The following is a 15,320-nucleotide window of genomic DNA, read 5'->3' on the forward strand; positions in this document are numbered from 1 at the left end:
GCTCCGAGAGCCGCCGCAGACAACGCACAAGATCGGATTCGAATGGAGTCTCACCGAGCTCGGCCGTCCACAGGCCGCACCGAACAAAAAAGCGGTGACCAGTTCGTTCTGGCCCGCTCGTCCTTCGTTCTCACCTACGCAGACACGGACCCGGCAGGCATTCTGTACTTCGCGGCGCTGTTCCCGTGGATGGAACGACTACAGAGTGAGTGGTTTCTCGCGCAGGGCCTGCGCCAGGACCGCCTCGCCGACGATCATGGATTCTGGACCGTCAACTGCCGTACCGAATGCGACTACCTCGCGCAAGCACAGCTGTTCGACCGGCTGAACTGCTCACTTCGACTCGGCCGTGTAGGACGTCGTTCGTTCACCATGGAGTTCGACTTCCGAAGAGCCACGGACGGTGCCGCAATCGCTCGAGCTCGAATCACACTCGTCACCGTGTCCCCGAAGGGGTCCTCGGTCGAGATCCCGTCCGTGCTAGCAGACCATCTCGAATCATGGTCCAGAGGGCTTCCGCTGACGACCTGAGCACTCGTCGATCGTCGCGGTCGCCGAACCGGTCATCCGAGGCGTTCGATTATCGTGACGTTTGCCTGCCCTCCGCCTTCACACATTGTCTGGAGTCCATAGCGCCCTCCAGTACGTTCGAGCTCGTGAAGCAGGGTGGTCATGAGGCGCGTCCCCGTGGCGCCGATGGGATGGCCGAGCGCAATGCCGCCACCGTTGACGTTGACCTTGGCCAGATCGGCACCCGTCTCCTGCGCCCATGCCAGTACCACCGACGCGAACGCCTCGTTCATCTCGATCAGATCCATGTCGTCGATGGACATGCCGGATCGCTCCAGCGCTCGGGCGGTCGCCGGAATGGGCCCCGTCAACATCCATACGGGGTCGTCGGCGTACACGGTCATGTGATGGATGCGAGCCCGTGGAGTCAGACCATGCTCTGCAACTGCCGATTCGGATGCAATGAGCAACGCGCTGGCGGCATCCGAGATCTGAGACGCCATGGCCGCGGTCAAGATGCCACCCTCGGTCAGAGTACGTAGGCCGGCCATCTTGTCGAGGGTCGTGTCGCGTCGCGGGCCCTCGTCGACGGCAATACCGGCCATAGGGGCGATTTCGCGATCGAAGTAGCCGCCGTCCATGGCCGCAACAGCGCGTCGATGACTCTCGAAGGCGTACTCTTCCATCCGTTGCCGAGAAATTCCCCATTTCTCGGCAATCATCTCGGCAGCACGAAACTGCGATACTTCCTGATCGCCGTACCGCTTGACCCATCCTTCGGACTCGGCGAACGGCGTGCTGAATCCGAACTCCTTGCCGACGATCATGGCCGACGAGATCGGGATGGCCGACATGTTCTGAACCCCGCCGGCCACGATGAGATCAGCCGTGCCGGACAGCACCCCCTGCGCAGCGAAATGCACTGCCTGCTGGCTGGATCCGCATTGACGGTCGATGGTCACGCCTGGAACATGTTCGGGAAGACCGGCCGCGAGCCATGCGGTACGGGCGACGTCGCCCGACTGGGAGCCGAGAGTGTCGGTACATCCCATGATCACGTCGTCCACGGCACCGGGGTCGACGCCACTGCGCTCGACGAGTGCGCCGAGAACGTGGGCACCGAGGTCAGCCGAATGTACCGACGCGAGTCCGCCACCCCTACGCCCAACCGGTGTGCGGACGGCGTCGACGATGTATGCCTCAGGCACGTGTCCTCCTGGAATAGTGTTGCGCGACGCGGAATGTGCGGTCACGCATGTTGTGAACTGACGGATACGACTTCGCCGGTCATGTACGACGAATAATCACTGGCGAGAAAGACCATGACGTTTGCGACCTCCCACGGTTGGGCTGCCCGTCCGAACGCCTCGCGCCCTTTGAGTTCCTCGAGGAAATCCGGGCTGGTGACCTTTTCGAGAAACGGATGCATCGCCAGACTCGGCGACACAGCATTTACTCGAATACCGTGCGCGGCAACGTCGATGGCGGCCGACCGCGTGAGCGCCATCACGCCCGCCTTCGCTGCCGAGTAGTGGGCCTGTTCCTCTTGTGCGCGCCATCCGATGACAGATGCGTTGTTGACGATGACGCCCCGCGTGCCGTTGGCGATCATTCGACGGCTCGCCGCACGCACACAACGGAAAGTGCCGGTCAACGTCACGTCCAAGACGAGTGACCACTGCTCGTCGGTCATCTCGAGCAGCGAGACCGATCCGCCCAGGCCGGCGTTGTTGACCATGACGTCGACTCCGCCGTGTTCCTCGGCCGCATCCACCAGAGCGATGACATCGGCTTCCTTCGTCACGTCGCAGACGCGGGTCGACACCCTGTCTGCCCCGAATTCGGCAGACCATTCCGCATGCGCCTCGGCGAGCCGGCGTTCGTGCGTATCTCCTACGACGACCGCGCGTGCCCCCTCTTCGAGGGCTCTGCGGACGACAGCAGCTCCGATTCCGGCTCCTGCACCGGCAGTCACCACCACCGTCCGGTCGGTCAGAAGTCCATGCGCCGAAACGTATTCGGGTGCTGACTGTTCGATCTTTTTCACCGTCGTTGCTCCTTGGGCATTCCCAGCACTCGCTCCGAAATGATGTTTCGCTGAACCTCGTCCGAACCGCCGTAGATGGTGTCGGCACGGCTGAACAGAAAGAGTGTCTGCAATTCGTCGAGCCCGTAGTCGGGGCCCACTGTCAGCGCAGGCCCGCCGATGACGTCCATCGCGATCTCACCCAGTTCACGATGCCATCGTGCCCACACCAGTTTGGCGACCGATGCCTCCGGCCCGACGGATCCGGACTCGTAGGCACTGAGGGTGCGTAGTGCGTGAACTCGAAGGACTTCCAGGCCTATCCGCGCCTGCGTCAATCGGCCGGCAATGTCAGGATCGTCGATAGTGCCGTTCGCCCGAGCACGCTCGGTGACGACCTCGAGTTCGCGCGCGAATCCGACCTGAAGGCCGACCGTGGACACTCCGCGCTCGAAGCCGAGCGTCCCCATCGCGACGCCCCAGCCGGCACCGGGGTCTCCGACGACCATCGACGCGTCCGTGACTGCACTGTCGAAGAAGACTTCGTTGAATTCGGATGTGCCCGTGAGTTGATTGATCGGCCGTACTTGTACTCCTGGTTGATCCATAGGCACTAACAAGTAGGACAACCCCGCGTGTCGAGTCGATCCCGCGTCGGTGCGCGCAACCACGAAACACCAGTCCGAATGGTGGGCAAGCGACGTCCACACTTTCTGGCCGTCGATGATCCACTTGTCGCCGTCCAGACGCGCGCGAGTGCGAATCGCAGCGAGGTCCGAACCTGCTCCTGGTTCCGAATATCCCTGACACCACAGCTCTTCGACCTTGATGATCGGCTGAAGAAACCGCGCACGCTGCTCGTCCGTGCCCCAGGCGATCAATGTCGGCCCGAGCAGTTCCTCACCGAGGTGATTCACTCGCGCAGGCGCGTCGGCGCGAGCGTACTCCTCGTGGAAGATCATCTGGCGAGAGAGACTCGCTCCTGCTCCGCCGAACTGCACCGGCCATCCGAGACAGGAGTAGCCCGCAGCACCGAGATGGCGGTTCCATTCGAGGCGTTCGGAGAACGCTTCGTGCTCGCGGCCCGGCCCACCGAGCCCTCTCAGACCGGCGAACTCCCCCACAAGATTGTCTGCGAGCCACTGTCGAGTCTCTGCCCGAAAGTCCTCGTCCTCCGCAGAGAACCTGAGGTCCATTGATTGCTCCTCCTCGAACCGAATCCACCGACGAACGTTGGCCGATCAGTTCGACCCTACCCCACCAAGCACTTGTTTGGTACTATCGCGGAAGACGCTTTTCAGTCGACGTCGTCGTGCATCCGGAGGGGCAATGACACAGCAGAACGAGCAGGACGTGGTTCTTTACGAGGTGCGTGGAAGCACCGCCGTAGTAACTCTGAATCGTCCCGAGTACAGCAACGCCCAGAATTCCGCCGTTACGTACGCACTCGATGCCGCATTCGTTCGGGCCGTCGACGACGACACCGTCAAAGTCATCGTCCTGGCGGGTAACGGCAAACACTTCAGCGGCGGTCACGACATCGGGACGCCGGGCCGCGATATCGATCGGTCGTTCGACCGCACATCGGTGATCATGTGGGATCACACCGACAAGTTCGGTGCAGACTCGCGCATCGCGCGGGAGTCCGAGGTGTATCTGGGAATGTGTCGGCGGTGGAGGGAGATACCGAAGCCGATGATCGCAATGGTTCAGGGAGCCTGCATCGCCGGTGGCCTCATGCTTGCGTGGTCGTGCGACTTCATCGTTGCGTCGCACGACGCGTTCTTCTCTGATCCTGTGGTACGCATGGGAATTCCAGGCGTCGAGTTCTTCGCACATCCGTGGGTCATGAATCCGCGAGCGGCGAAGGAGTTCCTGTACACCGGCGACAGATTCGACGCCGAGCGCGCCTTGCGGTTGGGCATGGTCAACCATGTCGTACCTCGCGATGAGCTCGCAGACTTCACTTTCTCGATGGCAGAACGCATTTCGTCGATGCCGAGATTCGGACTTGCCCTGACCAAAAAGGCCGTCAATCAATGCGAGGACCAGATGGGGATGCGAAACGGAATGGACTCCGCCTTCGGACTTCATCACGTCGCGCACGCTCACAACGGTGAGGTCGACGTCGATTCTCTAGGCGGTCTCGATGCGCGGACGATGGCCGCGGCGAACAAGTCGAACGTCGGTCGAGCATGAGCCAGGAATTCACCGATGACGAGTTGGCTTTTCGTGCGGAGGCACGTGACTGGCTCAGCGAGAACTCGCCCGGTCGATTGCCCTCCATGGATACCGCAGAGGGCGCAGTCGCGCATCGCGAATGGGAGAGCGCTCTTGCCCGATCACGGTGGTCCGTGGTTGCCTGGCCGAAGCACCTCGGGGGCCGAGACGCGAGCCTGACCGAGTGGGTCATCTTCGAGGAGGAGTACTACCGAAGCGGCGCTCCGACTCGAATCTCGCAGAACGGCATATCACTTCTCGCGCCAGTGCTCTTCGGTCACGGCACTGCGGACCAGCAGGAGCGATACCTGAAGCCTATGACGGACGGAACCGAAGTCTGGGCGCAAGCCTGGTCGGAACCTGAAGCTGGCAGTGACCTCGCATCCATACGCAGCCGAGCGGCCCGCGACGACGAACGCGGTGGCTGGGTTCTGAACGGTCAGAAGACGTGGAGTTCGAGAGCACCGTGGGCCGACCGCGGCTTCGGGCTGTTCCGCACCGATCCGCAGGCGCACCGCCATCATGGTCTGACGTACTTTCTGTTCCCTCTCGATGCCACCGGTGTGACCGTGCGTCCCATCGATCAGCTCGACGGAGACGCCGGGTTCGGCGAGATCTTTCTCGACGACGTATTCGTCCCGGACCGTGACGTACTCGGCGGCGTAGGCGACGGGTGGCGAGTGGCCATGAGTACGGCGGGCAACGAGCGAGGCCTGTCGCTGCGCTCGCCGGGGCGGTTCTGCGCCGCTGCCGACCGATTGGTAGGGCTGTGGAACGAGCAGGGCGCGGACCCCTCGACCTCTGCAGGAGTGGTCGATGCGTGGGTCGCAGCACAAGCCTATCGTCTCTACACCTGGGGTACCGTCGAAAACCTCTCCGCTGGTAGGGAACTCGGGGCACACGGCAGCATCAACAAGCTCTTCTGGTCGCAGCTGGACATCGATCTGCACGAGAGCGCTCTCGAACTTCTGGGTGCCGACGCCGAGCTCAGGGGCGACTCGGCCCCTGCCGGTGGCGCGTGGGCGGACGACTACCTGTTTTCGCTCGCTGGTCCGATCTATGCCGGCACCAACGAAATTCAGAGAAATATTGTCGCCGAACGAATACTCGGGCTTCCCCGAGAAATCGACGTGAGGAAGAAGTCATGAAGTTCTCTCGATCCGTAGAGCAAGACGACTTCGCTCGCACGCTGGACGCACTCCTCCGCGATTCCGATACTGTGGCAGCGGCGCGCGCGTGGGGCCGATCGGACACGGGACCCGGCTGGAAACTGTGGAAAAAGCTCGCGGATACCGGCGTCACCGGACTACTCGTCGACGAGGACCTGGGTGGCGTGGGCGGGACACATCTGGACGTGGTCACCGCATTCGAGCGACTCGGGTACCACGGAGCACCAGGGCCGTGGATCGAGTCGGCCGTCGTCGTACCGATGCTCATTGCCGACACGATCGAGACCGACCTGTCGACGGCGATCGGCGAAGGTCTCCTGTGCGCGAGCATCACCGAACCAGGTGCAACCCGAGCACTCGATGCGCACGTCGCCGCGCGCACCTTCGTCGCCGCCGGAACTCGGTTGTACGAGGGAACCCCGTCCGCACGACTGCGTTCGATCGATCCGGTACGCACCCTGTTCACCGTCGAGGCCGCATCCGAACCACTCCTCGAGCTACCGTCCACCGTTGCAGCCAGGGCCTACGACTCGGGAACACTTGCCTGCGCGAGCATGCTCGTCGGAGCGGGTGAGCGCCTCTTGGACGAGACCGTCGCGTACGTTTCGTCTCGCAAGCAATTCGGGCGGGTAGTCGGTGGGTACCAGGCCGTCAAACACTGCCTCGCCGATGTTCGGGTGGCACTCGACTTTGCTCGACCCTTGATCATCGGTGCTGCGCACGAGCTTTCGGATTCATCGACGCAGTCCTCACGCGATGTGTCCGCAGCAAAAATCGCCGCGAACCGAGCCGCGTACCGTGCCGCGCGCGCGGCACTTCAGTTGCACGGGGCCGTCGGCTACACGGCCGAGTTGGACGTGAGCATGTGGATTCTCCGCGTCCAGGCACTCGTGACGGCGTGGGGCACGACCGCAGTTCACCGAGACCGGATCACGACAGCACTGACCGAGAGGATCTGACGATGCACTTCGGACTCACAGAGGAACAACTCGCACTGGTCGACACCGTGCGCACCGTGGTAGCCCGTCGATCATCGTCGACCGACCTCCGCGACGCCTACTCCTCCAACGCCGGGTACGACGAGACACTGTGGGCAATTCTGTGCGATCAGGTCGGTGTTTGCGGGCTGGCAGTGCCCGAAGCCGAAGGCGGAGTTGGGTACTCGTCGTTCGAGACGCACATCGTATTGGAAGAGCTCGGTCGCAGCTTGACCCCCACACCCTTGCTCGGTTCCGCCGTCCTGTGCATCACAGCCCTGTTGTACGCAGCGAACGAGACCGCCCGAGCGCGACTCCTCCCTTCCCTGTCCGACGGTTCCACCCAAGGCGCGTTGTGCTGGGCCGACGACCACGGTCGATGGCAGATCGACCGAAGCGGGGTGGATGCGCGGTTCGCCGACGGTCAGTGGCGACTGAACGGAATTGCCACTCTGGTGATCGGCGGGATCGAGGCCGATCTCCTGTTGGCCGTAGCCAACACCGAAGAAGGCCCGGCACTGTTCGCCGTGAGTCCCGACGGCCTCGGTGTCGTTCGTCGTCCGAATCACGGTGTCGATCCCACCCTGCGATTCGCTACCGTCGATTTCGAGGAAGCCTGTGGAGATCTACTGGGTACGTTCGACGGATCACTGCCCGATCTGTACGCCGCAGCAGCTACCGCCGTCACTGCTCTGCAGGTGGGTGGAGCGCAGGCGGCGCTCGACCGCACCGTTGCTTATCTGAAAGACCGCACTCAATTCGAGCGTCCGCTGGCGTCGTTCCAGTCGCTCAAGCATCGGTGTGCCGACATGCTGGTCGCGGTGGAGACAGCTCGGTCGATCTCCTGGGCTGCGGCGTGGGCGGCTGCGGAACGGACACCTGACCTCCGATGGCATGCGGCCATCGCATCGTCGTGGTGCAGCGAGGCCTTTTCCCACGTCGCAGCAGAAATGGTTCAGCTTCACGGTGGAATCGCCATCACGTGGGAGCACGATGCGCATCTGTTCTTCAAGCGCGCCCACGCCACAGCACAGTTGTTGGGATCACCGCGCGAGCACCGCAAATATCTGGCGACCGGTGCTTCCCCTCGAGCTGAGGGGTAACCGAACGTGGATCTGCTTCCCATGCCCACCGCACCGGCCGGAACAGTTGTTCACCATGTGGGGATTACCGTCAGCGATCTGACGTTGTCGGCCGAGTTCTACGCTGACCTGCTCCACGGCCGCACGTTCGGCCCGTACCAACGCAGTGGCCCTAGAACGGACGCCGTCACCGGACAGAAAGGGGCGGTGATCGGACAGGTGTTCGTCACCGCGTCCGGCGGCCGAACCATGGTCGAACTTCTGCACTATTCGACTGGATCACAGCGGGTGATCGATCCGGACAACAACACTATCGGCGCGGTCCACGTCGCCGTCACTGTCGAGAACATCGACGCTTGTCTCGATCGCCTGCGATCCAAAGATGTTCCAGTACTGTCGAATTCGATCGAGACGAGTCCGCCGCTGACAGGATGCCGCGTCGTATACGTGCTGGATCCCGATCGCGTGCGGGTGGAGCTCGTCGAACTTCCACGCTAGCCGTGCCCTGCGAACCGTAAGCCACTCAAGTCCGGTCGACCATCAAGCCGCCTCGCAGCATCGAGATGTACTGGTCCGCAATTTCGTCATGTCCGAGACGACCACCGGGCTGGTACCACCGCACCGTCGACCACACGGCATCGCGTATGAATCGGTACACGAGCTCGGTGTCGAGATCGGGTCTGAAATCGCCGGACTCACGGCCGGAATCGAGAACACCACGCCACAACTTTGCAATTTCGACGCTCGCATCGGCCACGAATTCGAACTCCGACGCGGTCATGAAGAGACCGGATTCGTTCTGATACAACGCAACTGCGTAGGGCGACTCGTGTATTCGTGCGAAGGTGTTGCGAATGAGGCCTTCGAGGGCCTCAGGTGCCGACGCGCTCTCCTGCACTGTCAGCGCGAACTGCGAACGCAGATCGTCCATGAATTGCCGCAGAATCTCGGTCAGCATTGCCTCTTTGGAATCGAAGTGATGATAGAGGCTGCCGGACAGTATCCCTGCTTCGTCTGCGATGTCTCGAACCGTCGTCTGCGAATATCCTCGCTGCGCAAACATCCGAGCTGCAATCGCGAGCAACTCGGTCCGCCGGGTGGACGTGGCGGAAACCTTCCGCCGGTTCTGGGCACCTCCGACACGGGTCGAAACCATGATCTGCCCTTCCTGTCGTGCCGGCCGACGCACCCGCTACTGCATCCGCTCCGGCGACCAAGTGTTCGCTCGGTTGTCACGATAGACGAGAAGGATTCGCATACCGCTGCGCGTCGCGAGCCGACTGCTACGTGTCCCCGGTGACGACCAGGATCACACGAGACGTTGAACGACCATCGCCATACCCTGGCCGCCTGCGGCACACATGGTCTCGACTCCAAATTCCTTGTCGTTCCACCTCAACGCGTTGATCAGTGTGGCCGTCATCCGAGCGCCCGTCATTCCGTACGGGTGGCCGAGCGCGATAGCGCCGCCGTGCACGTTCACCCTGTCGTAATCGAGTCCGAGTTCGCGGACAGTCGGTACGACCTGCGCTGCGAACGCCTCGTTCAGTTCGACGAGATCGATGTCACCGATGGTCATTCCAGCCGCAGCCACGGCTCGCCGAGTCGCCTCCACCGGGCTCATACCCATGACCTCGGGCGACAGTGCCGACACCGCGGTCGAAACGATGCGCGCCAGCGGGGTCAACCCGAGTTCTCGGGCACGTACATCGGACATGATGACCAACGCAGCGGCACCGTCGTTCATGGGGCAGCAGTTGCCTGCGGTCACCGTTCCGTCCGGAAGGAACACCGGCTTCAACTCTCCCAGCCCCTGCGCAGTCACTGCAGATCGTGGACTGTCGTCGGCCGCGACGACCCCGTCCGGTGTGTGCACCGGGGTGATCTCACGCTCGAAGAACCCCGCGTTCCGAGCGGCCTCCGCCCTGTTCTGGCTCAGCGCTGCGAACTCGTCCTGGTCGCGGCGACCGACGTTCCACACTGAAGCCACGTTCTCCGCCGTCAATCCCATCGACATGTAGAGACTCGGCACCAAGCCCTCGCCTCGAGGGTCGGACCACGACGGTCCTGCCACCTCGGTTGCGCGGGCATCTGCCGCATCGAATACTGGGTTCTTGGATCCCGGAACATAATCGGCCTTGCCCTGGGTGAAGCGAGACACCATTTCGACACCTGCAGAGACGAAAGCGTGCCCCTCCCCTGCCTTGATGGCATGGAAGGCCATTCGAGTGGTCTGCAAACTCGACGCGCAGTAACGCTGCACGGTAGTGCCCGGAAGCGCATCCAGCCCCAACAGCACAGCCATTGCCCTAGCGAGTCCGTACCCCTGTTCACCTGCGGGCTGCGCGCAGCCGACCATCATGTCCGTCAGCTCGGCAGGATCGAGCGCAGGCACCTGATCCAGGGCCGCCCGCACGATAGTGGCACCGAGGTCGTCGCCTCGCAGATCCCGCAGTGACCCCTTTTTGGCGCGCCCTATCGGTGATCGAGCCGCTGCGACGATGACTGCTTCCGGCATGACGTGTCTCCTGACATCAGAGCCGGCCTCTTCGACCGGGCTGCCCGTTTAACATAGCAAGCGATTGCTTGGTTTGCATGGTCGGCCGACGACTTTACCGATCCAAGTCAGCGATCATGACCACTTCGGCTCATCGGACCGGAACATGCGGAGCGCGTAGATCAGTATTCGATGACGATCTCGTCGCTGACTGCCTCGGCCTGGCAGGCCAGGATGTATCCATCGTCGAGGTCCTGCCGCTCGAGTACCTCGTTACGCGCCAAGGTGACCTCTCCCGAGGTCAAAGTGCAGACGCACGCACTACATGCACCCTCGCGGCAGGAGTACGGGGCGTCGATTCCGGCGTCGAGCAGCGCATCCAGCAAACGCTTCGACCTGTGCCACGAGACCGTCCTCTCGTCTCCGTCCAAATTGACCCGAACCGATACAGCTGCGACGGAATCGTTCTGTGATGTGCCGACGGACAGTGGCTTCGGCAAGAACGGATCGGTGCTCAACGAGACGAATCGCTCGATGTGCACCCGAGAGTGGTCGACGCCGAGGCTCGAGAAAACCGAGCGCGACAACTCCATGAGTGGAACCGGTCCGCAGACGTACATGGTGCGGTCGACAAGCGGCGCGACGAGATCGCTCAGAACGTCGAAGGTCGGATAGCCCTGGACAGATTCGAGCATATGCACCACGGTGAGGCGATCGCCGAACTTCTCGCTCAACGATCGAAGTTCCGCCGCGAAGATCACCGAGTTCTCGTCGCGATTTGCGTACACGACGAATGCCTTTCCGGTCCCTCCGAACAGTATCGCTTTGACGATCGACAGAATCGGCGTGATCCCACTTCCACCCGCAACCAGAACCGCCGACTGATCGACGGACTGAACGGTGAAACTGCCTGCCGGCGGCAAGATTTCGAGTTCGTCTCCGACCGTCACGTCGGCACAGAGCCAGTTCGATCCGTGACCGTCGTGCACTCGTTTGACCGTGAACTTCATCGTCGAATCGACCAGCGGTGAACTCGACAACGAATAGCAACGAGCTGCCCCACGCCCATGGTCGGGAACCCGAACCGTAATGAACTGTCCTGCTACGTAGTCGAACTCGTGCCCACCCCCACTTGGACGCTCGATGAGAATCGACCGGGAGTCCGGCGTTTCCTCCACAACGCCGATCACTCGGACCTTCAGCGGAAGGTGCTCCACGGACGAGGTCACAGCAACACGCCCGATACAACATGAAGGGGAAGGCCAGGATGAGTGTGCATTGAATTGACCCCTGAACGTGTGGATACATGTGATGTCCATCGCACTGTAAATGTGTGGAACCGTCGACATCGGTCTCGATCCCATTGATCGGGAGAGCCTTCGTACGCTCCACGCCAACCGTGTTTCGGTGTGACGTGATGCGGTAGCTGCCAATCGGTAAGGAAGCGGGGACCAGATGAATCTGTCGGGCGAACTCACGTTCATTGTGATGCGTGCGCTTGCGATGCGCACCGGAGCCGAGGACCTGGCCACTACTGGGTCGGCCGTGCGATGACGCCCGCGATCAGGCGAGTGGCCGGGATCAGGGGCGGGCAGTGGACGGAGTTGGAAGTCTCACCGCACACTTCCGATAGCGCAGAGCATCAACTCATTCGGATTGCCGCATCCGATCTACGTGAAGCGCGTAGCAAGACGACGCGAATTCGCGCGCAGGCGCACTCGGAAGGACGCACGGCACTGGTCTTTCTGGATGTGAGCTATCACGTCGCCGACGACGTCCGTACCGCGCGACGTGAGGCTGCACAACTCGAGAACACCCATGATATCGGGTCGGTGAGCTACGTCGGCACATCCGCAGGGTTGTACGGACTCATAGACGACATCATGGCGGCCGACGTCGCCGATGGCGTCACTCTGCTGCCGCTGAGCCCGCCCGTCGACAGCCTGCAGGCATAGCCGCTCGGTCCGGCTCGCCGGGGCGCAGAAAGCCTGCTCCCCGGCGAGCCTTCGGACTCAGGACTTGGAGGCAGCCAAGTCGAGCGCAATGTCGGTGATCAAGTCCTCTTGCCCGCCGACAAGACCTCGTTCTCCCACGGCAAGCAGAATCGATCGAGTATCGAGTCCGTACTGCTTCGCCGCAGACTCCGCATGCCGCAGAAAACTGGAGTAGACACCGGCGTAACCCAGCGTGAGCGTTTCCCGGTCGACTTGCACCGGCCTGTCCTGCAAAGGCCGAACGATGTCATCGGCTGCATCCTGCAATGCGAAAAGATCGCAGCTGTGCTTCCAACCGTTCAGATCTGCCACCGCGACGAACGGTTCGATCGGGCAGTTGCCTGCCCCCGCCCCGTGCCCGGCCAGCGATGCATCGACGCGGATGACGCCTTCCTCCACCGCTACAACGGAATTGGCCACCGACAGCGAAAGGTTCTGGTGCGCGTGGATTCCGATCTGAGTAGCAGAATCGAGGATATCGCGATACGCCCGCACCCGGTCTCGCACGCCATTCATCGTGAGCCGACCACCGGAATCGGTTACGTACACACACTGTGCACCATACGTTTCCATCAATTTCGCCTGTTCAGCCAGCTGCTCGGGCTCAGCCAGGTGCGACATCATCAAAAAGCCGGAAACATCCATTCCCAGCTCGCGCGCCTTGGCGATGTGCTGCGCCGATACGTCTGCCTCGGTGCAGTGGGTGGCCACGCGCACCGAGGTCACGCCCATCGAGAATGCCCTTTCGAGCTCTTTGACCGTACCCACACCAGGGAGCAGCAACGTGGTCAGTTTGGCGTTGTGGACCACCGATGCCGCGGCTTCTATCCACTCCCAGTCGGTATTGCTGCCGGGACCGTACGTAAGACTGTGTCCGGCCAGTCCGTCTCCATGAGTTACCTCGATGGCGTCGACGCCTGCCCGATCCAGCGCACCAGCGATCCGGGCGACGTCGGCCGGACTGATGCGGTGTCGCATGGCATGCATTCCATCGCGGAGAGTGACGTCCTGAATGTAGAGGGCTACTCCGTCTGCCGCGGCATCGCGGCCTGTGTACTCGCTCATATCCGTGTCATCTCCGCTGTCGAGTTTTCTGCAATCTTTTCGGCGACCTGCAGGGCGGCCGAGGTCATGATGTCGAGGTTCCCGGCATAGGCCGGCAGGTAATGTGCAGCACCTTCCACCTCGAGAAATACCGACACCTTCCACAAGCCCGGGCCTTTGTCGACTCCACCCGTCAACGTCGCGATGGACTCGGAATCGTCCAGACGAGTGAATTGGACATCCTGCTTGAGTCGGTAGCCCGGAACATAGGTGGACACTCTGTTCACCATGTCCAGCACGGATTGCGTGATCGCATCGGGGTCTGGATCCGAGACGACAGCCAACACTGTGTCACGCATGATCAGTGGCGGCTCCGCAGGATTCAGCACGATGATCGCCTTACCGTGCAGCGCCCCACCGACCTTCTCGATGGCCTCGGATGTCGTCTCGGTGAATTCGTCGATGTTTGCGCGGGTGCCGGGCCCCGCCGACTTGGATGCAATCGAAGCGACAATTTCCGCATAATGCACAGGCGTCACCGCCGATATCGCCGCGACGATCGGAATGGTGGCCTGCCCGCCGCACGTCACCATGTTGACGTCCGGGGCATCGAGGTGATCGTCCAGGTTCACCGCGGGGACCACATACGGTCCGATCGCGGCCGGCGTGAGGTCGATCAAGCGTTTTCCGAAGGGCCGCAGTGCTTCCTCGTTGGTGACGTGAGCTTGCGCCGAAGTCGAGTCGAAGACTATGTCTATATGGGCGAATTCAGGGTGATCGATCAAGCCTCGAACCCCATTGTCCACAGTACTGACGCCCATTCGACGCGCCCGTGCCAGACCGTCGGAAGCCGGGTCGATTCCGACCAGCACAGCGATTTCGAGATTCTTCGAAACCCTCAGCAGTTTGATCATCAGGTCGGTGCCGATGTTTCCTGATCCGATGACTGCAACCTTCAGCCGAGCCATGTGTTTCCCACTTTCTGGTGTTCGAGATCGGACTGTCGTGAATGAGTGAAAATTGCTTCGACCGACCCGATTCCGGCGATGTGGCCGGAGAAATCAGATCCTGGAGCCACCTCGGCCAAAGGACCGAGCGCTCCTGACAGGATTATCTCGCCCGCGCGGAGCGGCGCACCGTAGCGAAGACTCGTGTTCGCCAGCCAGGCCAGCGAGTTCCAGGGACTACCCAGACAATCCGACCCTCGACCACTCGACACGACAACTCCACCGGAAACGCTGGTCATCGTGACCTCGGAGAGTTCGGGAGCGTCTGCAACCGCGATCGAGTCTCCCAGCACGAAGAGACCGGAGGACGCGTTGTCCGCTACCGTGTCGGCGAGACTGATGTTCCAGTTCTCGACGCGGCTGTCGACGATCTCGAAGGCCGCCGCGATCTCTCTTACGAAGGACGGCGCGTCCGCTGCCGAGATCTCGCGGTCGATATCTGTCGACAGCACGAATGCGACCTCGGCTTCGATTCGTGGCTGCATCAGTCGTGCGATATCGATCGCTCCGTCGCCGGTGCAGTCCATGAAGTCGAGCAGCACCCCGAAATCCGGCTGGTCCACCCCGATCTGAGCCTGCACGGACGGCGAAGTGAGACCTATCTTCCGGCCGACCCGCCTGTGCCCCTTGCGTTCATGCTCTCCGATGTTCTGCGACTGCACGAGGTAGGCCGCATCGATGTCGGCTGGTCCGATGAGATCACGTACAGGCGCGCACGGCGTGCCACTGAGCGCCGCACCCATGAGCCTTTCGGCGGCTTTTTCGATCAATTCGGGTTCGACTGTCATGGGCGT

Annotated in this window: 16 protein-coding genes; 7 read left to right on the plus strand and 9 right to left on the minus strand. The window is 62.0% G+C overall.

The features are described from left to right. Positions 1-42: 42 nt before the first annotated feature. Positions 43-531, plus strand: coding sequence for a thioesterase family protein (locus J2X62_RS13460; RefSeq protein WP_310181174.1), 489 nt, complete (start codon positions 43-45; stop codon positions 529-531). 32 nt (positions 532-563) lie between these two features. Here J2X62_RS13460 and J2X62_RS13465 read toward each other — a convergent pair whose 3' ends face one another. Genes J2X62_RS13465 through J2X62_RS13475 form a run of 3 tightly spaced genes read right to left on the minus strand, consistent with a single transcriptional unit; the run spans position 564 to position 3,732 of the window. Continuing rightward, positions 564-1,718: an acetyl-CoA C-acetyltransferase gene (locus tag J2X62_RS13465; protein WP_032379653.1), complete on the minus strand. Its 1,155-nt coding sequence runs from the start codon at positions 1,716-1,718 to the stop codon at positions 564-566. A gap of 41 nt (positions 1,719-1,759) precedes the next feature. Further along, positions 1,760-2,557, minus strand: a complete 798-nt coding sequence (locus J2X62_RS13470; protein WP_310181175.1) for an SDR family oxidoreductase — start codon at positions 2,555-2,557, stop codon at positions 1,760-1,762. After that, on the minus strand, positions 2,554-3,732 hold the full coding sequence (locus tag J2X62_RS13475) for an acyl-CoA dehydrogenase family protein (RefSeq protein WP_310181176.1): 1,179 nt from the start codon (positions 3,730-3,732) through the stop codon (positions 2,554-2,556). The genes J2X62_RS13470 and J2X62_RS13475 overlap by 4 nt, the downstream gene beginning before the upstream one ends. A 133-nt stretch (positions 3,733-3,865) precedes the next feature. Here J2X62_RS13475 and J2X62_RS13480 point away from each other — a divergent pair, with 133 nt between their 5' ends. The 5 genes from J2X62_RS13480 to J2X62_RS13500 are packed head-to-tail and all read left to right on the plus strand — an operon-like array spanning position 3,866 to position 8,482. Next, on the plus strand, positions 3,866-4,735 hold the full coding sequence (locus J2X62_RS13480; protein ID WP_032379356.1) for an enoyl-CoA hydratase: 870 nt from the start codon (positions 3,866-3,868) through the stop codon (positions 4,733-4,735). After that, entirely contained in the window at positions 4,732-5,904 is a 1,173-nt protein-coding gene (locus J2X62_RS13485) for an acyl-CoA dehydrogenase family protein (RefSeq protein WP_310181177.1), read from the plus strand. The genes J2X62_RS13480 and J2X62_RS13485 overlap by 4 nt, the downstream gene beginning before the upstream one ends. Then, on the plus strand, positions 5,901-6,884 hold the full coding sequence (locus J2X62_RS13490; RefSeq protein WP_032379358.1) for an acyl-CoA dehydrogenase family protein: 984 nt from the start codon (positions 5,901-5,903) through the stop codon (positions 6,882-6,884). The genes J2X62_RS13485 and J2X62_RS13490 overlap by 4 nt, the downstream gene beginning before the upstream one ends. A 2-nt stretch (positions 6,885-6,886) precedes the next feature. Further along, the gene (locus J2X62_RS13495; protein ID WP_310181178.1) at positions 6,887-8,005 is read left to right on the plus strand and encodes an acyl-CoA dehydrogenase family protein; all 1,119 of its coding nucleotides are present in this window, start codon (positions 6,887-6,889) and stop codon (positions 8,003-8,005) included. 21 nt (positions 8,006-8,026) lie between these two features. Then, a complete protein-coding gene (locus tag J2X62_RS13500) occupies positions 8,027-8,482 on the plus strand; it encodes a VOC family protein (protein ID WP_310181179.1) in 456 nt (151 codons plus the stop codon). Positions 8,483-8,507: 25 nt separating this feature from the next. Here J2X62_RS13500 and J2X62_RS13505 read toward each other — a convergent pair whose 3' ends face one another. The 3 genes from J2X62_RS13505 to J2X62_RS13515 all read right to left on the minus strand — a co-directional run bounded on the left by J2X62_RS13505 (position 8,508) and on the right by J2X62_RS13515 (position 11,710). Further along, positions 8,508-9,140, minus strand: a complete 633-nt coding sequence (locus tag J2X62_RS13505; RefSeq protein WP_310181181.1) for a TetR/AcrR family transcriptional regulator — start codon at positions 9,138-9,140, stop codon at positions 8,508-8,510. A 153-nt stretch (positions 9,141-9,293) separates the two neighbouring features. Next, positions 9,294-10,502, minus strand: a complete 1,209-nt coding sequence (locus J2X62_RS13510; protein WP_310181182.1) for an acetyl-CoA C-acetyltransferase — start codon at positions 10,500-10,502, stop codon at positions 9,294-9,296. A gap of 161 nt (positions 10,503-10,663) precedes the next feature. After that, positions 10,664-11,710, minus strand: a complete 1,047-nt coding sequence (locus tag J2X62_RS13515) for a ferredoxin--NADP reductase (protein WP_310181184.1) — start codon at positions 11,708-11,710, stop codon at positions 10,664-10,666. Between the two features lie 321 nt (positions 11,711-12,031). Between J2X62_RS13515 and J2X62_RS13520 the strand changes: the two genes are divergently transcribed. Next, positions 12,032-12,436 (plus strand): hypothetical protein, encoded by a 405-nt coding sequence (locus tag J2X62_RS13520; RefSeq protein WP_310181186.1) that lies wholly within the window; start codon positions 12,032-12,034, stop codon positions 12,434-12,436. Between the two features lie 57 nt (positions 12,437-12,493). Here J2X62_RS13520 and dmpG read toward each other — a convergent pair whose 3' ends face one another. Genes dmpG through J2X62_RS13535 form a run of 3 tightly spaced genes read right to left on the minus strand, consistent with a single transcriptional unit; the run spans position 12,494 to position 15,314 of the window. Then, entirely contained in the window at positions 12,494-13,540 is a 1,047-nt protein-coding gene (dmpG, locus tag J2X62_RS13525; RefSeq protein ID WP_032379362.1) for a 4-hydroxy-2-oxovalerate aldolase, read from the minus strand. Beyond that, the gene (locus tag J2X62_RS13530; RefSeq protein ID WP_032379363.1) at positions 13,537-14,487 is read right to left on the minus strand and encodes an acetaldehyde dehydrogenase (acetylating); all 951 of its coding nucleotides are present in this window, start codon (positions 14,485-14,487) and stop codon (positions 13,537-13,539) included. The genes dmpG and J2X62_RS13530 overlap by 4 nt, the downstream gene beginning before the upstream one ends. After that, positions 14,475-15,314 carry a 2-keto-4-pentenoate hydratase gene (locus J2X62_RS13535; RefSeq protein WP_052070763.1) on the minus strand — a complete coding sequence of 280 codons (840 nt, stop codon included), beginning with the start codon at positions 15,312-15,314 and terminating at the stop codon, positions 14,475-14,477. Before J2X62_RS13535 ends, J2X62_RS13530 begins: the two co-directional genes overlap by 13 nt. Between the last annotated feature and the right edge of the window lie 6 nt (positions 15,315-15,320).

The organism is Rhodococcus sp. 3258 (genome assembly GCF_031456475.1).
GTDB classification, from domain to species: Bacteria; Actinomycetota; Actinomycetes; order Mycobacteriales; family Mycobacteriaceae; genus Rhodococcoides; species Rhodococcoides fascians.